This is a genomic window from Microbispora catharanthi, from assembly GCF_006334915.2.
GTDB classification, from domain to species: Bacteria; Actinomycetota; Actinomycetes; order Streptosporangiales; family Streptosporangiaceae; genus Microbispora; species Microbispora catharanthi.
Window position 1 is genome coordinate 403,463 of sequence record NZ_VDMA02000006.1, and the last position, 20,887, is coordinate 424,349.

Sequence of the window (20,887 nt, forward strand, 5' to 3'; positions counted from 1 at the left end):
CCCCGACGCCTTTCGCGTCAGCCACAGTGTGACCACGCGCTGCTCCAGGCGGCGGTGCCGTAGCCGCCGCCCCAGATGACGCACTTGCCCTTGGCCGGCAGCCGGATCGGCCCGGCGTAGGTCGTGTAGCTGCCGGAGTCGGTCTTCGACGAGCCGTTCTGGACCTTGAGGACCGCGCTCATCTTGATCTTTCCGGGCACCACGTACTTCGACATGGTGATCACACAGTTGTAGCCGTTGGACGCGTTGTAGAGCAGGTACGTCGTCGCCTGCCCGTAGGAGTGCGAGTCGACGACGGCGTAGCCGCTGCCGCACACGCCCTTGGCGGTGTACGGGTTGAGCTTGGGCGCCGCGGTCTGCGTCGGGGTGGCCTTCGCCGTCGCGCTGGGCTTGGGCGCCGTCGTGGTCTTCGCCGGAGCCGGGGTGGTCTTCGCGGGTGCCGGCGTGGTCTGCGCCGGCGCGGTGACCTTGGGAGTGGGCTTGACCTGGGTCGGGACCGGGTGGGAGGGCGACGGGTGCGCCTGACGGGTGCGCGTGGGGGAGGCGGCCGGCTTCGGTCCCACGCTCGGCCGGTGTGCCGAGGGACTCGGCGAGGGCTTCCTGTCTTTCGGCCGCACGGGGTTGGTGACCAGATCGGACGGCTGCGGGATGGGCACGTCGTCGTCCTGGGACTGCGTCACCATGGGCGTCACCGTGGGCGACGCGGTGGGACCGAGGGGGTCCTCCGAGGAGATCTGCTGGGCGGACACCCACGTCGGCACGAGGAAGGCCGCCGCCGCGAGGACCGACACCCCGACACCGGCCGCCGTCCACGTCAGCACCGGCCGCCGCGGTCGCGACCCGTCGGGGCCGGGCCCGCGCCGTACGGGCGGTGCGGGCGGCGTGGGCGCTCCGGCGCCGTGCGGCCCCGGTACGGGCGCGTGCGGGCCCGGCGCATGCGGCCCGGGCACCGGCGCGGCGCCGTGCGGCCCCGGTCCTGGTGCCTGCGGCCCGGCCGCGGCGGCGGGCCGTACGGGCATGGTGGGCTGCCCGGTGAGCCGCGCGACCACGTCCTCGGCCGAGGGACGCAGCGCGGGGTCCTTCGACAGGCACGCGGCGACGATGTCCCGCAGGGGCGCCGCGAGGTCGCCCAGGTCGGGCTGCGCGTGCAGGATCCGGGTGATCACCGAGGGGATCGAGTCCGCTCCGAAGGCGGGCCTGCCGGTGGCGGCGAACACCATCGTGACGCCCCAGGCGAACATGTCGGCGGACCCGCCCGCCGTGCCGCCGGAGAGCACCTCGGGGGCCAGGTAGGCGGGTGTGCCGATGGACGCGCCGGTCGCGGTGGACTGGGGCGAGTCGGGCGCCCTGGCCACCCCGAAGTCGATGACGACCGGGCCCTCGGGGCCCATCAGGACGTTGGCCGGCTTGAAGTCGCGATGGGTGATGCCCGCCCGGTGGATGGCGGCCAGCGCCGTCGCCGTGCTGATGGCGAGCCGTTCGAGCGCGGCGCCCCTGCGCGGGCCCTCCCGGTCGACGAGCTGCCGCAGCGACGGCCCGGACACGAACTCGCTGACGATGAACGGCTGGTTGCCCGCGAGGTCGGCGTACAGGACGGGGGCCGTGCAGAAGGGCGCGACCCGCTGCGCCAGCGCGACCTCGCGCAGGAACCGCTCCCGTGCCTCGGGATCGGCCGTCAGCCGGGTGTGCAGCAACTTGACCGCGACCTGCTCGCCCGCCGGGCCGCGCCCCAGGAAGACGACCCCCTGGCCGCCCTCCCCGAGCCGGTCGACGAGCGTGAACGGGCCCAGGCGGTCGGGATCCCCAGCCTCTAACGCCACCATCGCCCCCGATTAACACGCAACCTGACAATGGGACCAAACGCTACCAGTGGTCAGATCGCCTTACCGGGGTTGAGGATGTTCAGCGGGTCGAACACCTGCTTGATGCCCTGGTGCAGTTCGGCCGCCACCGGGCCGGTCTCCAGGCCGAGCCAGCGCTTCTTCAGCAGGCCCACGCCGTGCTCGCCGGTAAGCGTCCCGCCGAGGTCGAGGGCGGCGCGGAAGACCTCGTCGGCCGCGGTCCAGACCTCCTCCGGCGGCTCGGCGAGGCCGCGGTCGAACACGAACACCGGGTGCACGTTGCCGTCCCCCGCGTGGGCGACCGTCGCGATCATCACGCCGTGCCGGGCCGCGACCTCCTCGATCGTGGTGATCATCTCGGGAAGCACGGAGCGGGGCACGCACACGTCCTCCACCAGGCACTGGCCCAGCCGCTCCTTGGCCTGGTAGGCCAGGCGCCTGATGCCGATGAGCTCGGCGGCCTCCTCCGGCGTGGACGACACCGCGACGAACGACGCGGCCCCGCACAGCGCCGCCATCTCGTCGGCCGAGCCCTCCGCCTGGGCGATGAGCATCGCCCTGGTGGACGGCTCCAGCCCGATGTTCTTCCAGTCGTCGATGGCCTGCAGGGTCGTGCGGTCCATCAGTTCGAGCATCGACGGCTGGCAGCCCGCGGCGACGATCGCCGACACGGCCGCCGCGGCGTCGCGCAGCGAGGTGAACTCGGCGGCGACCGTGGCCATCTCGCGCGGCGCCCGCCGCAGCCGCACGGTCGCGGCGGTGATCACGCCGAGCGTGCCCTCCGAGCCGACGAACAGGCCGGTCAGGTCGTAGCCGGTCACGCCCTTCATCGTCCGGCGGCCGGTGTTCAGCACCCGCCCGTCCGCCAGCACGACCTCGAGCCCGAGCGTGGAGTCGCGGGTCACGCCGTACTTCACGCACCGCAGGCCGCCCGCGTTGGTCGCCAGGTTGCCGCCGATGGTCGAGATCTCGTACGACGAGGGGTCGGGGGCGTACATCAGGCCGTGCTCGCGGGCCGCCCGGTCGAGGTCGGCGGTGATGACGCCGGGCTCCACGACCGCGATCTCGTCCTGCGGCGACAGTTCGCGGATCGCCGTCATCCGCGCGAGGGACAGGACGACGCAGCCGTCGACGGCCGTCGCCCCGCCGGCGAGCCCGGTGCCCGCGCCGCGCGGGACCACCGGCACGCGGTGCTCGCTCGCCCAGCGCATCGTGGCCACGACGTCGTCGCGCGACTGCGCGAGCACCACGCCGAGCGGCCTGCCCGGCGGCACGAACGTGCGGTCCCTGGCGTACGAGTCCATGACGTCGGGATCGGTGAGGACTCGCCCGTCCGGCAGCGCCGCGGCGAGCGCGGAGGTCAGCTCGTTCACGTCTGGACTTTACGGCACGGTTCGGTATCGGGTCTCATCCGGAATTATTAACGGTTTTAGGCACAGATCACATTTTGACAACCATGCCGGTTGCCTCTTTACCCCCCCTTTACCCCCTCGTTTAAGGTCCCGCATGCGCGCTCATCCCGGCGCGCCGTGCATGGGTGTCCGGGGAACCCGGACGGGAAGGGATCTCGTTGTCCAGAAGAATCCGGCGTCTCGCCGCGATCGTGCCCGCGCTCGGGCTGGCGGCAGGAGGTCTGGCCGCGGCCGGTGCGGCTGCGGCGCCCACGGCGGGCTACCAGCCCTCCGCCAAGGACCACTACATCAACTACGCGCCGCCGCGTGTGCAGGGCGACTTCACCACCACCGAGGAGAAGGTCCCTGCCAAGGGCGCCAAGCGCACCGCGGCCCTGGCGCAGGCCGTCGACCACAAGTTCGCGAGCGGCAACCCGGTCGCGGCACGGGTGCTGGCCAAGCACGAGAAGCAGGCGATCAGTACCGGGAAGAACCCCTTCGACTTCATCTACAAGAAGGCGAAGACGACCCGCACCGCCAAGCTCCTCACGCTGCTGGTCGAGTTCAACGACCAGGCCAACGACGACTTCTCCGGCTGGTCCCACCCGAAGACGATCGACGACGTCGACGACTGCATCACCGAGCCGCCCGGCACCAAGCTGAACGGCCCGCTGCACAACAAGATCCCCGACCCCGCGACCGCCGGCGGTGGGGGCAAGGACAACAACTCCATGTGGGTGGCCGACTTCAACACCGCCCACTACAACAACATGCTCTACAGCTCGAAGGGGATCACGACCCGGGTCCGCCCGGACCTGACCGACCCCCGGGACGGCAAGAAGGGCATCGACATCTCCGGCTCCACCATGAAGAACATGTACGAGGAGATGTCGAAGGGCGCCTACACCGTCACCGGCGAGGCCGTCGGCTGGATCAAGGTCCCGCACTCCGAGGCGTGGTACGGCGCGGGCAAGTGCCACACCTACCCGCAGGACATGACCGGTCACCCGGACAACCCGCGCGGCGCCGCCCAGCTCGCGGTCGACGCGGTCGACGCGCTCGTGAAGTCGAACCCGAACTTCCCGTGGGCGGACTACGACGTGGAGGACACCTCCGACGCCGACGGCGACGGCAACTACGACGAGCCCGACGGCGTCGTCGACCACCTCGTGCTGATCCACGCCGGCGAGGACAAGTCGGGCGGCGGCGGCGCCGAGGGCACGCTCGCCCTGTGGGCCCACTCCAGCGACGTGGCCGGCGGCTACACGGTCCCGGGCACGAGCGTGAAGATCTCCAACTACATCCTGCAGCCGGAGGACTCCGGCGTGGGTGTGTTCGCCCACGAGTACGGCCACGACCTCGGCCTGCCGGACCTGTACGACACCACCGGCGAAGGCGACTCCGACGTCGACTTCTGGGACCTGATGTCGAGCGGCTCGCACTCCGGGCCGATCTTCCAGTCCCTGCCCACCCACATGGGCCTGTGGGACAAGTGGGTGCTCGGCTGGGCCAACCCCAAGGTCATCGAGCCGGGCGGCAAGAACCAGCTCGTGGCGGTCGGCCAGACCTCGCGTACGCCGAAGGGCACCGAGGACGGCGTCCGCATCAACCTGCCGGACAAGCTGAACATCATGTCCACCCCGCACAGCGGGTCGAACCTGTGGTGGTCCAACAGCGACCAGGACTGGGCCGACAACAAGCTGACCAGGACGGTCGACGTCCCGGCCGGATCGGACGTGAAGTTCCGGTGGTGGAGCGACTGGGACATCGAGGCCGACTGGGACTACGGCTTCGTCGAGGTCTCCGCCGACGGCGGCGCCACCTGGACCGAGCAGAAGGTCTTCAACGAGGACGGCAGCCTCGCCAGCACCGGTGACGACTACACCGACCCCAACGGCCGCCTCAAGGACTACGGCGGCAAGAAGTACGGCGTCACCGGGGTCAGCGCCGGCTGGCAGCACCTGTACGTCGACCTGGCGCCGTTCGCCGGGAAGTCCGTCCAGATCCGCCTGCGCATCGCCACCGACGCGGCGTCCGTGCACCGCGGCTGGTTCAACGACGACTTCTCGCTGACCAACGGCGCCACCGCGGTCTGGTCCGACGACGTCGAGGGCGGCGCCAACGGCTGGACGGCCACCAAGGGCACGTTCACCGACACGACCGGCGCGGGCTGGGTCATCCACTCCGGCCAGGAGCAGGCGGCGCAGTACTACCTGGCCGAGTGGCGCAACTTCGACGGGTTCGACAAGGGCCTGCAGTACGCCTACGACACGACCTGGCTGCGCGACGGCGCGTGGAAGGTCGAGAAGGTCAAGTACAACGCCCCCGGCCTGCTCGTGTGGTACCGCGACACCTCGGTGGCCAACAACGACGTCTCGGGCCGCACGTTCGACCTGCCGTCGGTGGGCCCGAAGGGCGAGCTGCTCATCGTGGACTCGCACTTCGACCCGCTGCGCCGTACGGGTGCGGCGGCGGAGAAGGACCCGTCGGTCCTGAAGAACCTCCCGTCCCGTCCGCAGTCGTCCAACGCGGCGTTCAACTTCGCCGGCACCTACCCGTTCAAGGAGTGCGTCGAGGGCGAGCCGTTCACGGAGTACTGCACCTCGTTCGGCAAGCAGGCCGCGGTGACGACGTTTACGGACGCCAAGGGCTGGTACCCCGGCCTGGAGGTCCGCGACGACAGCCTCTACTACCGCCAGCGTGACTCCTCTGCGGTCGTCCCGTCCAAGGACAACCAGCCGTACTCGACCAGGATCGTCCACGCCGACGGCTCCCCGGCGACGGAGCTGTACGGCACCGACCTCGGCGACGGCGTCATCCTCGGCACCGGCAACCCCGGCGACGAGGGCAAGCAGCTCGGCGTGCAGATCAAGCTGATCAGCCCGCTGCCGGCCAACATGGGCGCGATCGTCCAGGTCACCCCCGCCAAGAAGTAACAGCCAAGAAGTAACCGCCACCGGGTTGTGAAACCCCGTGGTCCCCGTGCCCGGCCGCCGTCCGCTCCGGACGGCAGCCGGGCACACTCGTGCCCGGGGCCGCGCGCCCGGCCGCGGCGGCCCCTAGCATGTGACCGTGCGGAGCAAGGCGGAGCATACGGCGGCCATTCACCGGGAGCGGAAGGCCGCCGTCGTCGTGAACACCAAGTCCCGGCGGGGCCGCCGCCACTACGCCGAGGTGCTGCGGCTGCTGAAGGAGCGGGACTTCCGGCTCACCGGCGTCCACCCCGTGACCGACCCCTCGCGGCTGCGCGACATCCTGACCCGCGCGCTCGACTCCGGCCCCGACCTGCTCGTCGTCGGCGGCGGCGACGGCACGCTGAGCAGCTCGGTCAGGCACGTGGCGGGCCGCGACGTCGCCCTCGGCGTGCTGCCGCTGGGCACCACCAACAACTTCGCCCGCAGCCTGGGGCTGCCGCTCGACCTGGCCGGGGCGATCGGCGTGTTCACCGAGGGCAAGGTGGCCGACATCGACCTCGGGATCTGCGGCGACCGGCCCTTCGCCAACCTCGCGAGCTTCGGCGTCTCGGTCGAGGTGGCGGGCACCGTGAAGCCGTGGCTCAAGCGGATGCTCGGCCGGGCGGCCTACCCGCTGACCGCGATCACGATCCTGCCGAGGCACCGGCCGTTCCGCGCCTACATCACTGTGGACGGCAAGCGCCACGAGCTGCTGACCCACCAGCTCAACATCGCCAACGGCCGCTTCCACGGCGGCTGGCAGATCGCCAGGGACGTCAGCATCGACAACCGCAAGCTGGTGGCCTACCAGCTCGGCTCCGGCAAGCGGCTGCGCCTGCTCGGGGAGACCCTCGTGCGGGCGACCACCGGCAGGTGGACCAGCCTCGCGGGCGGGCCGTTCGTGACCGGCCAGGAGATGCTGCTGGAGACCGACCCGCCCATGGCGGCCGACATCGACGGCGAGGTGCGGCTGCGCACCCCGCTCGTGCTCAGGACCATCCCGAACGGCGTTCGGGTGATGGTTCCGCAGAGCTTCGAGGACACCTGATCCCTACTCGTTCTCCTCGGCCGCGAGAGTCCGGTACGCGGGCCGCAGCAGGTCGAGGAGCGGGATGTGCCTGGCCTTGACCTGCGGCGGGTCCAGCGCGCGCAGCAGCAGGTCGGGAGGCGACCCGGGATCGGCCGGCGGGCCGAGGCGGGCCGGTGAGGCGCCGGACTCGTAGAAGTCGCCGATCCGCTCGGCGAACGGAACGTCGGCCACGTCGAGCAGCTCGGGAATGCCGCCGCCAGGCCCACCCTGAACGCCGCCACCCTGAACGCCGCCGCCGTGGCCGCCTCCGCCGGTGGCGCGGAGGGCGTCGAGCAGCGCCTCCCTGCCCATGCCCCGCCAGGCCAGCACCAGGAACGGGTCGCCGTCGAACGCCTCGGCCAGCAGGTAGAGCACGGCCGACAGGTGCTTGCACGGAAAGCCCCAGTCGGGACAGGAGCAGGCCATGTCCAGGCCGCGCTCGCCGGGGAACAGCGGAAGCCCGCACCCGGAGAAGACGTCCTCGATCTCCGGCGGCATCTCCCCGGCGAGCAGCTTGGCCCGGTGGAGGGCCTGCGCGGCAAGCGCCTCGACCAGCCCCGCCCACTCCCGCGCGCCGTACGCCGTGATCCGCACGCTCACGTCGTACGGCTCCGGGCGCGAGCCCTGCACCCGGGCCTTCACCAGGCCGGGACCGAGGTCGAGATCGAGCACCTGGCCCCGTCGCGCGTAGGCCCGCCCCCGGCTCAGCCTGCCCGCGTCGCAGACGCGCTCCAGGATGTCGATGAACCGCCGCGACCACCATTGCTCGCCGATGGAGCCCCGCTTCGAGCGCGCCTTGATGCCGCCCTCGACCCTGATGGGCCGCGCGGCCTCGAACCAGCCGTCCCGCCCGACCGGCATTCAGCTCACCGCCTCGGGGGACAGGCGGAACAGCTCGCGCAGCTCCGCCGTGGACAGCCCGGCGATCCAGTCCTCGCCCGTCCCGACGACGCTTTCGGCCAGGGCCTTCTTGCGCTCGATCATCTCGTCGATCCGCTCCTCCAGGGTCCCCGCGCAGATGAACTTCCTGACCTGTACGTTGCGGGTCTGGCCGATGCGGAACGCCCGGTCGGTGGCCTGGTTCTCCACGGCCGGGTTCCACCACCGGTCCACGTGCACGACGTGGTTGGCGGCGGTGAGGTTGAGCCCGGTGCCGGCGGCCTTGAGCGACAGCAGGAAGATCATCGGCTCGTCCTCGGTCTGGAACCGCTCCACCAGCGCGTCGCGCGTCTTCTTCGGCAGCCCGCCGTGCAGCCACAGCACCGGGCGGTCGAGGCGGGCCGCCAGATAGGGCTGCAGCATCGAGCCGAACTCGGCGTACTGCGTGAAGACCAGCGCCTTGTCGCCCTCGCTGAGGATCTCCTCGGCCAGCTCCTCCAGCCGGGCCAGCTTCCCCGACCGGCCGGTCAGCCGGGAGCCGTCCTTGAGCAGGTGGGCGGGGTGGTTGCAGACCTGCTTGAGCCTGGTCATCGCGGCCAGGACGTTTCCGCGCCGCTCGATGCCCTCGCTGCCGGCGATCCTGTCCATCATGTCCTCGACCACCGCCTCGTAGAGGCTCGCCTGCTCGGGGGTGAGCGTGCACCAGACCTTCATCTCCATCTTGTCCGGCAGGTCGGAGATGATCGTTTTATCGGTCTTCAGGCGCCTGAGCACGAACGGGCCGGTGGCCCGCTTGAGCGCGGTTGTGGCCACCTCGTCGCCCCGCCGTTCGATCGGCTCCTGATAGCGGTCGCGGAAGGCCCTCGCCGATCCGAGCAGGCCGGGATTGCAGAACTCCATGATCGACCACAGCTCGGCCAGATGGTTCTCGACCGGGGTGCCGGTCAGCGCCAGCCTCGTCCGCGCCGGGAGCGAGCGCACAGCCTGGGCCTGCCGCGCGGCGGCGTTCTTGATGGCCTGGGCCTCGTCGCAGACGACCCGGGCCCAGCCGAAGCGGGCCAGGGCGTCCCGGTCGCGCAACGCCGTGCCGTACGTCGTGAGGACGAGGTCGGCCACGCCGACCCGCTCGGCCAGCTCCTCGCCGCGCAGGCGGCCCGTGCCGTGATGGAGGTAGACGTCCAGCGAGGGCGCGAAGCGGGCGGCCTCCTTCTGCCAGTTGCTGAGCAGCGACATCGGGCACACCAGCAGCGTCACCCCGGCCCGCTCGCCCGACTCGCGCTCATTTACGAGCAACGAAAGGGTCTGGGCGGTTTTGCCCAAGCCCATATCGTCGGCGAGGATGCCGCCGAGTCCGATCCGGGACATGAAGCTGAGCCAGGCGAGGCCGCGTTCCTGGTAGGGCCGCAGCGTGCCGTGGAAGGCGGCCGGGGTCGTCACGGGTTCGAGACGGCGGTCGGCCTCGCCGGACAGCAGGTCGCCGAGCAGGCCGTCGGCGTCCACCTCGACGAGCGGCAGCTCGTCGTCCCCGCCGTGGACCACCTCCTGGATGACCTCGCCGATCGTCATCCGGCCCGAACCGCGGCGCTCCACCGCCTTGAGCGCGGCCCCGAGCTGCCGGGCGTCCAGCTCGACCCACTGCCCCCGCAGCCGGACCAGTGGCACCTTGAGGCGGGCCAGATCGGCCAGCTCCGCCTCGCTGATCGTCTCGTCGCCGACGGCCAGCTCGGCCCGGAAGTCCACGAGCTGAGCCAGCCCGAACCCCTGGTCGGCGGCGGCGCCGGGTCCGGAGCGGGACCGTGCGGTGAGCTTCAGGCCGAGCCGGGTGCGCCCCGCCCACGCGGGCAGCTGCACGCCGAACCCGGCCGACTGGAGGAGGGGCGCGGCGTGCCGGAGGAAATGGAAGGCCCCCTCCACGTCGAGGCCGACGTGTGTCGGCCGAACCTCCCGGAGCGCGTGGTCGATCGTCGGGTAGAGACGCGCCGCCCGGCCCAGGCCGGCGAGCAGCGTCTCGTCCGGCCGCCCGGGCAGGCCGGGCATGCTCTCGCCCGCCCAGACGAGGGGAGCGGGCACGTAGAGGCTCGGGTCCTCGGCCGACTGGAGGGCGAACTCCACCCGCCACGCCCCTGCGCCCGCCTCGTGGCCGGGCTGCTCCTCGGCCAGGATGGGCTCGACGAGGCGGAAGCACACCTTGACCGGGCCGTCGAGCTGGTGGGCCGCCCTGAACCAGTCCTCCAGCGGCCGGGCCAGCGCCTCCGCCTCCTCCCGGCGCGCGCCGGGAAGGGCCGCGGTGTCCCCGGTAAGCGCCACCGTCCACCGGTCGGCCAGGGGGCTGCGCGGCCCGGGCCGGTGCCCGCCGAGCAGTCGCTCCGGCAGCGCCTGCCGTACGGCGGCGTCGGCCAGACCCGCCAGCGCCTCGATCAGCACATGGGCGGAGGGCCGCTCTTCTCCCACGGCCCGGCAGGCCGGTGGCATGGCGGCGGCGAGCTCGCGGACGCGGTCGGCGTGCGCGCCGGTCAACACCGGCCGCCAGCGCGCCGCGTAGCCGCCGTCCTCGGCGACGAGCTGGGGCAGCACCCGGCCGCGCCGCACCAGGTCACGGGCGTGGGCGGCGACGACCGTGAGATAGCGCAGGGACGGCCCGGCGGCGGGCGGCGGCTCGAACGCCCCTGTCAGCAGCCGCAGCGCGGGCCCCGGCTCGACCAGCAGCGCGGGCACCCGCCACGGGCTGATCCTCGCCCGGCGCGCGGTGATCCGCAGACCGGTCTCCGGCGAGGGGAGGGGACTCGTCGCCGAACTCGGCAGCAGCAGCACCGCCTCGCCGGACACGGCCTTGCCCGCCGCCTCGGCCGCGGCGTCCCCCCAGCGCGGCAGCTCCGCGGCGAGGGTGCTCGCCGGAGTGGCGAAGGGGTGAGGGCGCACCTCGGCGCGGGAGGCCAGCGGCTCCGCGCCGGCCGTCTCCTCCGCCCAGAGCACGAGTCTCCCGCCGTTCCAGGCGGCGTGGATCACGATCAAATCGTTTCCTTCACCTGGAGTGCGAGCCGCCCGCCGTCGCAGGCCGCGTGGATCACCAGCACGCCGTCTCCTCCCGCCAATTCGGAACGCTAGCAGCGGAGACAAGGCTCCCGAGCATCACTCGGTGGGCGGGAGCCGTACGGCCGTGTAGCGGCGCAGGTCGTCCTCGCCGAGCGGAGCTCCGGGGAGGGGCGACTCCACGTCGGCGCGCAGGCCGTCCAGCATGATCTCCACCACGCGTCCCATGGCCTGCTCGTTGTGCATGCCCGGTGGCGTGTACACGTTCAGGGTCATCAGCAGGGCGATGTCGCCGGGGCCGATGTCGGCGCGCAGCACGCCGTCCGCCTGCGCCCGTTCGATCATCCGCAGGACGGCGACGATCACCCGCTGCCGGAGCTCGTGCAGGTCGGCGCCGGCGCGCATCCGCTGGTGCAGGTGCGGTTGGAGCTTCGCCGGCAGCACGCCCAGCCGCAGGGCCACCGAGCCGCGCAGGAAACGGCACAACGCGTGCCAGGCGTCCGGCTCCTCCTGCCAGGCCGTCTCCGCCAGGTCCACAAGCCGGCGCAGGCTCTGCTCGCCGACCGCCCGGAGGAGCGCGTCCCTGTCGGGGAAGCGGCGGTAGAGCGTGCCGACGCCCACGCCCGCCCGGCGGGCGACCTCCTCCAGCGGCACGTCGACGCCCTGCTCCAGGAACAGCTCCTGGGCCGCGGCGACGATCAGGTCCCGGTTGCGGCGTGCGTCGGCGCGCAGCCCCTTCTCCACTGCCACCTCACGAAGGATCTGGACGTTTTTCCTCCGGTTAGGATACCGTCGCTTATGCGGAGGAAAATCTTCCGGTTAGGGGGTGCGTGATGAGCACAGCGCTGATCTCGGGGGCCGGGATCGCGGGCCCGACGCTGGCCTACTGGCTGGCGAGGCACGGATTCCGGGTCACGGTCGTGGAACGCGGGGGAAAGCCCCGGTCCAGCGGCAACCCGGTGGACGTCAGAGGGCCGGCCGTCACGGTCGCGGAACGGATGGGCGTCATGCCCCGGCTGCGCCGGGCCGCCACCGGCACGACGGGGGTCAGCTTCGTCGACGCGGCGGGCAGGCGGGTCGGCCGGATGGACATGCGCGCCGTGCAGCGGCCGGACGAGGTCGAGGTGCCGCGCGGCGACCTCGCGTCGATCCTGTACGAGGCGAGCCGCGACCACGCCGAGTTCCTCTTCGACGACTCCATCACGGCGCTCGGCCAGGACGAGCACGGGGTGGACGTCGCCTTCGAGCGCGCCGCCCCCCGCCGCTTCGACCTGGTGATCGGAGCCGACGGCCTGCACTCGGTGACGCGGCGCCTGACGTTCGGCCAGGAGACGGGGACGCCGCAGAGCGGGCTCGTGCGCCACATGGGCCTGTACGTCGCGACGATGCCGCTCCCCGACGGGGCGGCCGGAGCGGGCCGGGACATTCTCATGCACAACACGCCCGGCAAGGCGATCGCCGTCAACCCCCGGCCCGCGGGCGCGTTCTTCCTCTACCGCAGCCCGGCGGCGCCGGGGTTCGACCACCGCGACACCGAGCAGCACAGGCGGATGCTGATCGACGCCTTCGCGGACGTGTCCTGGCGGGCGCCGGAACTGCTCGACCACGTACGCACCGCCGGTGACCTCTACTTCGACTCCGTCAGCCAGGTGCGCCTGCCCCGGTGGTGGAAGGGCCGCGTCGCGCTCCTCGGCGACGCCGCGTCCTGTGTGTCGCTGTTCGGAGACGGTTCCACCCTGGCCATGGCGGGGGCGTTCACCCTCGCCGAGGCACTGGCCGCCCGCTCCGGCGACCCCGCGGCGGCCTTCCGGCGGTACGAGGCGGCGCACCGGCGCCTGGTGGACCCCAAGCAGCGCAACGTCGCGCAGGCGTCGGCACTTCTCGCTCCCGCGACGCGAGGCGGCATCCTCGCCAGGAACCTGGCCACCCGCCTGTGGCCCGCCGTGGCCGCCGCCACACGGCTCAAGCACGCTCTCGCGTGGTGAGTGCGGGCGTGGTGCCGGTGGCGGACTCGGCCGACCACCCAGGTCGCGGTCACCGGCTCCGGCCCGCGCGTCGTCCCCTCAGAGACCGGACGTCCGCCAGGTGGCGCCGGTCGCGGTGACGGCGAAGGCCTCGTAGCCGTCCAGCTCCTCCACCCACTCCCGGGCGGCGCCGCCCATGGCGAAGGCGCCGGTGGCGTACGCGTCGGCCAGGGCGAGGTCCGGCCCGATCACCGTCACCGAGGCCAGCTCGGTGGCGGGCCGGCCGGTGTGGGGGTCGATGACGTGCGCCCCGCGCTCCGCGGTGCCCGAGGTCGCCACGGCGAGGTCGTTGCCCGACACCACGGCGGCGAGGTCTCCCGGACGGAGCGGGTGGGCGACGCCGACCCGCCAGGAGCGGCCGGGGCCCGCCGCGCCGGACAGCCGCACGTCCCCGCCGCCGTTCACGCAGTGGTCCGGCGCGCCCGCTTCGCGCAGCATGGCGGAGGCCCGTTCGACCGCCCAGCCCTTGACGATGGCCGAGGGGTCGAGCCGGCCCCCGGGGTAGGCGGTGAAGTATCCGCGGGACCGGTCGCTCACCGATTCGCACATGCGGAGGATGCCGGCCACCTCCGGCGGGCAGTCGGCCAGGGTGATCTCGCCCCGGCCCAGCCGGCTGACCGGGCTGTCCGGCTTGTAGGTCGAGAAGACCTCGTCGACGTGGTGCAGCCAGGCCACCGCCTCCGACAAGGCCGCCGCGACACGCGGCCCGTCCTCGTCGTCGTGACGTCCGTCGGAGTGGCGTACGTCGAAGGAGAAAACGGTGCCCATCACATGCTCGACGTGGCGGGTCATAGGCCGGCCTTGTCGAGCGCGCTCTGCAGGGAGCGGGTGTAGCCGTCGCTGGTGTACGTGGCGCCGGAGACCGTGTCGATCTGGGCGGACTTCGCCGACAGCGCCTCGTCGTTGAGGATCGGCAGGGCCTCGTTGTTGATCCTGATGTCGCGGTGGTTGTTCGCCGGGGCGTCGAGCACCTTGATGCCGGCCATCTTCCCACCGGAGACCACGATCGCCACCTGCACCGGTCCCCAGCGGGTGTCGGCGGAGTCGCCGGTGACGGTCTTGTCGCCGCTGGTGGCACCCGCGGTGGCGCCCTGCCCGGTCCAGGATCCCGTGGGATTCGAGGAACCGGCGGCACCGGAGGACTTGGAGGAACCCGAGGCGCCGGAGGAACCGGCGGCACCGGAGGAGCTCCCGCCGAAGCGGTCCCCGTCTCCGTCGTCGAACTCGTCGTGGTCGTCGTCGTGGTCGTCGTCGTGGTCGCGGTCACGGCCGAAGAAGCCGTCGCCGGAGCCCTCCCCGCTCCCGCCCGCCGTCCCGTCGTCACCCTGCGTGACGGCGGCCGGACGCTCGGCGAGTGAGGTCACCTCGTGCGGTTTGAAGGACAGCAGCAGCACGAGACCGACGGCGGTCGCGAGCACGGCCAGTATTGCTCTGCGCATGGCACTTCCAATCCGGATGGTCAGAACTCGAACGACTCGTGGTGGATGCGGCGCTTCGGCACCCCGGCGGCCCGCAGGGCGGCGGTGACGGCGCGCGTCATCTCGGCCGGCCCGCAGACGTACGCCTCGTGGCGGGGCAGGTCCGGCACCAGCCCGGCGAGCGTCGCGGGGGTGAACGGGTCGCCGATCACGGCTCGGGGGCCGACGCAGTAGCGCAGCGTCGCGCCGCGCGCCCTGGCGATCTCCTCGAGCTCGGCGCGGAACACCAGGTCCCGTTCGTCGCGCGCACGGTAGAGGAGGGTCAGGTCGCCGGAGGCGGCCGGCACCGACTCGAACAGCGCGCGCAGCGGCGTGATGCCGACGCCGCCCGCGACGAGCAGCACCTTGCGCGCCCGGCGCCCGCTCGCGGTGAACGCGCCGTACGGCCCCTCGGCGAGCACCCGGGTGCCGGGCCGCAGACCGGCGAGAGAGCGGCTCTGGTCGCCGAGGTCCTTCACCGTGATCCGCATCTCGCTCGCACCGGGCGGGGCGGACAGCGAGTACGGGTTGGGGGACCACCACAGGTGCCCGGTCAGGAACCGCCAGCGGAAGAACTGGCCGGGCTCGGCCCGCAGCCGGTCCAGGCGCCGTCCGGTCACGTACACGGAGACGACCCCCGGAGCCTCGGGCACCACCCGGGAGACCCTCAGGCGGTGCCGCACGGCCAGTCGCACGGGCGTGAGAAAGCGATACCACACGATCAGCGCCGCGACGCCCAAGTAGAGGACGTACCAGGAGGTGCGGGCGACCGGGGCCACGGCGAACTCCGCGCCCGTGGCGAGCTGGTGCCCGAAGGCCAGCCACGCGGCCAGATAGGTGTAGAAGTGCAGGTGGAACCACGTCTCGTAGCGCAGCTTCGGGCGGATCTTACGGGCGGAGACGACACCGACGCCCACCAGGAGCAGCAGCGCGACGGTGGCCTTCAGCACGTCGGGATAGGTGAGGTTCAGCGTCACCGTCTCGCGCACCACGTCGGTGCGGTCGGTCAGCGCGTAACCCCAGATGATCAGCAGCATGTGCGCCACCGCCAGACCGACGACGTAGCGGCCGCCCATGGAGTGCCACCGGGCGAGCCGGTCGGAGCCGACGCCGCGCTCCAGCGCGGGGACCCGGGCCATCAGAGCCAGCAGCACGGCGATCGCGTATCCGGCGAGCAGCCCGGTGATGCGCCCCGCGTTCGTCAGCCAGTCGTCGAAGCCCGCGACGCTGGGCGTGTTCGCCCACCACATGCCGACGACCGCGACCACGCCCGCGGCGATGAGCGCCAGGACGGCCTCTGGGCGGGCCCGCACGCTCCGTCGCGGCGGATGCGCGTGCCCGGTCGTCACCGATGTCCCCGGGAAGGTGGTGGTCACGGCTGCCTCCTCGTCGTCAACACGCGACCCACCGTGCCAACCGAACCTCTTGTTTTCCTATGAACCGGGGCACCTGCGGACCATTCATAGGATTCTCTGAGGCGGCTCACAGGGTAGGCCCGGTGAGCGGGGAGGACCCTGTAGGCATCATGCGTAAGACTTCGAACGACCAGCCCGGACTGGTCCGCCCCGACGGAACCCCCGTACGCGTCCTCGTGGTCGACGACGAACCGGACCTCGTCGAGGTCCTCGCCGCGGTGCTGAAGTACGAGGGATGGGAGGTGCGCACGGCGGGTGACGGGACGTCGGCCGTGCAGGAGGCACGGGAGTTCCAGCCCGACGCGGTGCTGCTGGACGTGATGCTGCCCGACTTCGACGGGCTGGAGGTGCTGCGCCGCCTGCGTGCCGAGGCCCCGGACGTGTGCGTACTGTTCCTGACCGCGCGCGACGCGGTGGAGGACCGCATCGCGGGCATCACGGCGGGCGGGGACGACTACGTGACCAAACCGTTCAGCCTGGAGGAGGTGCTCGCCCGGCTGCGCGGGCTGCTGCGCCGCGCCGGCATGGCGCGCAGCGCCGAGGGCGACCGGCTGGTGGTGGGCGATCTGGTGATGGACGAGGACGCCCGCGAGGTGACCCGGGACGGGGAACTGGTCGATCTCACGCCGACCGAGTTCGAGCTGCTGCGCTTCCTCATGCGCAACCCCCGGCGCGTGCTGAGCAAGGCGCAGATCCTCGACCGCGTCTGGTCGTACGACTTCGGCGGGCAGGCGCACGTGGTCGAGCTGTACATCAGCTACCTGCGCAAGAAGATCGACGCCGGCCGCAGGCCGCTGATCCACACGGTGCGGGGCGTGGGATACGTCCTGCGGCCGTGATCGCGCCGCCGTGACCGGCTCGCCGCGCCACACGGTGCCGCGTACGCGCCGCCGCCTGCTTCGCCTGGTGCCGACGACGCTGCGGGCCCGCCTGGTGGTGGGCACGCTGGTGCTGCTCGTGCTCGCCTGCGCGGCGGCCGGGGCGGCCTCGTCCCTCCTGCTCGAACGCTTCATGGTCGAACGAGTGGACCAGCAGCTGTCCGTGACGGCCGGGCGGTTCGCGGCGAGCCTGGCCCACGAGGAGCGCGAGCACGGGTATCCGCGCAATCCGTACGGCGAGCGCGGCGACTCGCGCGGCCAGGCCCCCGGCACGCTGGGCGTCCTCGTCCGGGACGGCCAGGTGGGCGAGCCGGCGGTGGTGGGCCGGGCCGACCCGGTCCTGTCCGCGGCGGACCAGAGGTTGCTGGCCGCCGTCCCGGCCGACGGGCTCGGGCACACGGTGGACATGTCCTCGGGCGGACTCGACGACTACCGGGTGATGGCCGTGGAGAACGACGACGGGGAGCTCCTCGTCACCGGCCTGCCCCTGGACGACGTGCGTGACACCGTGCAGCGCCTGCAGATGGCCGAGATCGGGGTGTTCGCCGTCGTCGTGCTCGTCACCGGGATCGCCGGGGCCGTCTGGGTGCGGCTGTCGCTGCGCCCGCTGGACCGGGTCGCGGCCACGGCCCGGCGCGTGGCCCGCCTGCCGCTGGCCGACGGTGAGGTGGCGCTGCCCGAGGGGGTGCCCGACGAGGACCCCCGCACCGAGATCGGCCAGGTGGGGGAGGCCTTCAACCGCATGCTCGGCCACGTGGGGCGGGCCCTCGCCCACCGCCACGCCAGCGAGCAGCGGATGCGCACCTTCGCGGCCGACGCCAGCCACGAACTGCGCACCCCGCTCGCCACCGTCCGCGCCCACGTCCAGCTCGCCCGGCGCGACGAGCGGGCCGTCCCCGGCGCCGTGCGGCACGCCCTGGAACGCATCGACGCCGAGTCGGCCCGCATGGGCACGCTCGTGGACGACCTGCTGCTGCTCACCCGGCTCGACGCCGGCCGCCCGCTGGCGCGCGAGGTGGTCGATCTGACCCGCCTGGCCATCGACGCGACCGGCGACGCCCGCGCCTACGGGCCCGACCACCGCTGGAGGCTCGATCTGCCCGAGGAGCCGGTCACCGTGCCCGGGGACCCCGACCGGCTCCACCAGGTGGTGGCCAATCTGCTGGGTAACGCCCGCGCGCACACCCCGCCCGGCACGACGGTCACCGTGGCCTTGCGTGTGCCCGGCCCGGACACGGTGGAGCTGACCGTGACCGACGACGGCCCCGGCATCCCCGAGGACCTTCAGGGCGAAATCTTCGAGCGGTTCGTCCGCGCCGACAAGGCCCGCACCCGGGCCTCGGGCGGCAGCGGCCTGGGGCTCGCGATCGTCAAGGCGGTGGTGGCCGCGCACGGCGGCACCGTCGACGTCGAGAGCCGTCCCGGCCGTACGGCGTTCCGGGTCATACTGCCCGCCGGGCCTGTGCCGTCGGACAAGGCGCTTCTCGATTGATCCTGACCCCTGGTGATCGGTTCCGGTAATGTCGCCCCGTCCGATACCGGGAGGGGGACATGGCGGGGTTACGGGCGCTTCGTACCGACGATCCGCGGCAGGTGGGCCTCTACCGGCTGCTCGGCCTGCTCGGCGAGGGCGGCCAGGGAACCGTTTACCAGGGCCTGGCCCCGGGCGGTGAGCCGGTGGCGGTGAAACTGCTGCACGCGCGGTTCGCCGGGGACGACCGGGCGCGGGCGCGGTTCGCGGCCGAGCTGGACCACGCGCGCAGGGTGGCGGCGTTCTGCACGGCGCGGGTGCTGGACGCCGACGTGGCGGGGGATCGTCCCTACATCGTGTCGGAGTTCGTGGCGGGGCCGTCGCTGGGTGAGGTGATCGCCTCGGGCGGGCCGGTGACGGGCGGTGCGCTGGAGCGGCTGGCGATCGCGACGGTGACCGCGCTGGCGGCGATCCACGAGGCCGGGGTGGTGCACCGCGACTTCAAGCCGGGCAACGTCATCATGGGGGCGGACGGACCTCGGGTGATCGATTTCGGCATCGCGCGGGCGCTGGACGCCACCGGCACCATGTCCAGCGCGGTCGTGGGCACCCCCGCCTACATGGCGCCCGAGCAGATCGCGGGACAGGCGGTCGGTCCTGCCGCGGACGTCTTCGCCTGGGCCTGCACGATCGCGCACGCCGCCACCGGGGCCACCCCCTTCGGGCAGGACTCCATCCCCGCGGTCATGCACCGCATCCTGCACGCCGACCCCGACCTGGGCCCCCTCACCGGCGCACTGACCGGCCCGTTGCGCGAGATCCTCACCGCCTGCCTGGCCAAGGACCCCGCCCGCCGCCCCGCCGCCCGGCAGATCCTGCTGAGCCTCCTCGGCGCCGGCCACCCCGCCGACACCTTGCTCGCGGAAGGCGCCCGCGCGGCCGCCCACCCCGCCGCCCACCCCGGTCCCGGCGCCGGCCCACCGCCGTACGACGGGCCGCGGCCCTCCGACGCCCCGCCTCCGCGCACGCTGCCGCTGTCGTCCGCGCCTTCGGCCGCCGACGGCCCGCGGCCCGGCGCGCGGGTGCTCGGCGCGTCACCGATGATCGTGGCGGCGGTGCTGGCGCTGGGCGGGTTCATGGTGCTCCTGGACGGCACCGTGATGGGGACGGCCGTGCGTACGCTCTCCATGGACTTCGGGGCGTCGTACGCGGACGCGCAGTGGGTGATCACCGCCTACCTGCTGGCCGCGACGATGGTCATCCCCGTCACCGGATGGCTGGCTCAGCGGTTCGGGGCGGCGGCGGTGTGGATCACCGCACTCGTCCTGTCGTTGGCCGGCTCGGTCCTGTGCGGGCTGGCCTGGTCGTTCGGCGCCCTCATCGCCTTCCGGGTGATACAGGGACTCGGCGCCGGGATGGTCTTCCCGCTGAGCCGCATCCTCGTCGCCGAGGTCGCCGGCCGCGAGCGGCGCGGCCGGGCGATGGCCCTGATCGCGGTGGCCGTGCAGGCGGCGCCCATCGCCGGGCCCGTCGTCGCGGGAGTGGTCATCGACATGCTGTCGTGGCGGTGGATCTTCTTCCTCACCGTCCCCCTGCTGCTGCTGACGAGCATCCTGTCCGCCGTGCTCATTCCCTTCGCACCCGACCCGGCGGTCGTCGGCCGGCCCGACGTGGGCGGGCTGATCTGCCTGAGCGGCGGACTGACCGCGGTCGTCTTCGGGTTGAGCCGGATGGGCGGGAACGTCGCCTCGGTCGTCACGCCCGAGGTCGCACTCCCCTTGACGGCCGGGGTGGGGCTGCTCGCGGCGTACGTGGGGTGGGCGGCCCGATCCACCGGGCGGGTGGTGGACCCGCGCCTGTTCCGCGACCGCGCGTTCGCCGCCTCGGCATCCGCGTCGCTGCTCCACCACGTCGCGCTCTTCGCCGCGGTGTTCCTGGTGCCGCTGTACTTCCAGACCGTCGACGGCCTGTCGGCCCGGCAGGCCGGCTGGTTGTTCGCCGCGCAGGGGGCGGGCACGCTCGTCGCGGTGCTCCTGGCCGGGTGGCTGGTCGACGTCTCGCGCAACGCGCGCCTGCCGGTGCTCGTCGGCCTCGCCCTGGTCGCGGCCGGCACGCTTCCCTTCGCGCTCGCCTCGGCGCACACGAATCCGCCGGTGCTGGTCGCGGCGTTGTTCGTCCGCGGCGTCGGGCTGGCGTTCGTCGGCACGCCCCTGATGACCAGCCTCTATCACTCGCTGCCGGAGGCGCGGATCCCGGCGGCGACGACGGCCAACGCCATGGGCCTGCAGGCCGGCGGCGCGGCGGGGACGGCGCTGATCGCGGTGGTGCTGGGATGGTCCACCGTCCCAGGCGTCGCGAGCCTGAGCTCGGGATTCCCCTCGGCGTTCTGGGCGATTCTGGTGGTCGTCGCGCTCACCGTGGTCCCCGCCCTGTTGCTGCCCGCGGGCGAGGCCCGCCGGACGAGCACCTGACCCCGAC

At 72.8% G+C, this 20,887-nt stretch carries 14 protein-coding genes; 6 read left to right on the forward strand and 8 right to left on the reverse strand.

The genetic code is table 11. From position 1 onward, the window contains the following. Window positions 1–17 precede the first annotated feature (17 nt). A complete protein-coding gene (locus FH610_RS43660) occupies window positions 18–1,823 on the reverse strand; it encodes a serine/threonine protein kinase (RefSeq protein WP_205825760.1) in 1,806 nt (601 codons plus the stop codon). A gap of 50 nt (window positions 1,824–1,873) precedes the next feature. After that, window positions 1,874–3,214, reverse strand: coding sequence for an FAD-binding oxidoreductase (locus tag FH610_RS14420; protein WP_406540372.1), 1,341 nt, complete (start codon window positions 3,212–3,214; stop codon window positions 1,874–1,876). Between the two features lie 197 nt (window positions 3,215–3,411). On the opposite strand from FH610_RS14420, the gene FH610_RS14425 reads away from it, so the two are divergent. Further along, window positions 3,412–6,168 (forward strand): immune inhibitor A domain-containing protein, encoded by a 2,757-nt coding sequence (locus tag FH610_RS14425; protein ID WP_139574899.1) that lies wholly within the window; start codon window positions 3,412–3,414, stop codon window positions 6,166–6,168. A gap of 136 nt (window positions 6,169–6,304) precedes the next feature. Then, entirely contained in the window at window positions 6,305–7,234 is a 930-nt protein-coding gene (locus FH610_RS14430; RefSeq protein WP_139574900.1) for a diacylglycerol/lipid kinase family protein, read from the forward strand. A gap of 3 nt (window positions 7,235–7,237) precedes the next feature. Here the strand turns inward: FH610_RS14430 and FH610_RS14435 are convergent, their stop codons facing one another. From FH610_RS14435 to FH610_RS14445, 3 genes are all read right to left on the reverse strand, one after another. Further along, window positions 7,238–8,116 (reverse strand): SWIM zinc finger family protein, encoded by an 879-nt coding sequence (locus tag FH610_RS14435; protein ID WP_139574901.1) that lies wholly within the window; start codon window positions 8,114–8,116, stop codon window positions 7,238–7,240. After that, window positions 8,117–11,140 carry a DEAD/DEAH box helicase gene (locus tag FH610_RS14440; protein ID WP_476703416.1) on the reverse strand — a complete coding sequence of 1,008 codons (3,024 nt, stop codon included), beginning with the start codon at window positions 11,138–11,140 and terminating at the stop codon, window positions 8,117–8,119. Window positions 11,141–11,263: 123 nt separating this feature from the next. Then, on the reverse strand, window positions 11,264–11,914 hold the full coding sequence (locus FH610_RS14445) for a TetR/AcrR family transcriptional regulator (RefSeq protein WP_161628004.1): 651 nt from the start codon (window positions 11,912–11,914) through the stop codon (window positions 11,264–11,266). Between the two features lie 83 nt (window positions 11,915–11,997). Here FH610_RS14445 and FH610_RS14450 point away from each other — a divergent pair, with 83 nt between their 5' ends. Beyond that, on the forward strand, window positions 11,998–13,149 hold the full coding sequence (locus FH610_RS14450; protein ID WP_139574904.1) for an FAD-dependent monooxygenase: 1,152 nt from the start codon (window positions 11,998–12,000) through the stop codon (window positions 13,147–13,149). A 78-nt stretch (window positions 13,150–13,227) separates the two neighbouring features. Here the strand turns inward: FH610_RS14450 and FH610_RS14455 are convergent, their stop codons facing one another. Genes FH610_RS14455 through FH610_RS14465 form a run of 3 tightly spaced genes read right to left on the reverse strand, consistent with a single transcriptional unit; the run spans window position 13,228 to window position 16,021 of the window. Further along, window positions 13,228–13,980 carry an FAD:protein FMN transferase gene (locus FH610_RS14455; protein ID WP_205825761.1) on the reverse strand — a complete coding sequence of 251 codons (753 nt, stop codon included), beginning with the start codon at window positions 13,978–13,980 and terminating at the stop codon, window positions 13,228–13,230. Beyond that, on the reverse strand, window positions 13,977–14,627 hold the full coding sequence (locus FH610_RS14460; RefSeq protein ID WP_139574905.1) for an FMN-binding protein: 651 nt from the start codon (window positions 14,625–14,627) through the stop codon (window positions 13,977–13,979). The genes FH610_RS14455 and FH610_RS14460 overlap by 4 nt, the downstream gene beginning before the upstream one ends. A 20-nt stretch (window positions 14,628–14,647) precedes the next feature. Beyond that, window positions 14,648–16,021: a ferredoxin reductase family protein gene (locus tag FH610_RS14465; protein ID WP_139574906.1), complete on the reverse strand. Its 1,374-nt coding sequence runs from the start codon at window positions 16,019–16,021 to the stop codon at window positions 14,648–14,650. Window positions 16,022–16,170: 149 nt separating this feature from the next. Between FH610_RS14465 and FH610_RS14470 the strand changes: the two genes are divergently transcribed. From FH610_RS14470 to FH610_RS14480, 3 genes are read left to right on the forward strand one after another with little or no spacing between them, the layout of a single operon-like run. Beyond that, complete coding sequence (locus FH610_RS14470) at window positions 16,171–16,899, forward strand: response regulator transcription factor (RefSeq protein WP_139574907.1); 729 nt, start codon at window positions 16,171–16,173, stop codon at window positions 16,897–16,899. 10 nt (window positions 16,900–16,909) lie between these two features. Continuing rightward, window positions 16,910–18,430, forward strand: coding sequence for a sensor histidine kinase (locus FH610_RS14475; RefSeq protein WP_240808969.1), 1,521 nt, complete (start codon window positions 16,910–16,912; stop codon window positions 18,428–18,430). A gap of 59 nt (window positions 18,431–18,489) precedes the next feature. Then, entirely contained in the window at window positions 18,490–20,880 is a 2,391-nt protein-coding gene (locus tag FH610_RS14480; protein WP_139574908.1) for a DHA2 family efflux MFS transporter permease subunit, read from the forward strand. Window positions 20,881–20,887: the final 7 nt, after the last annotated feature.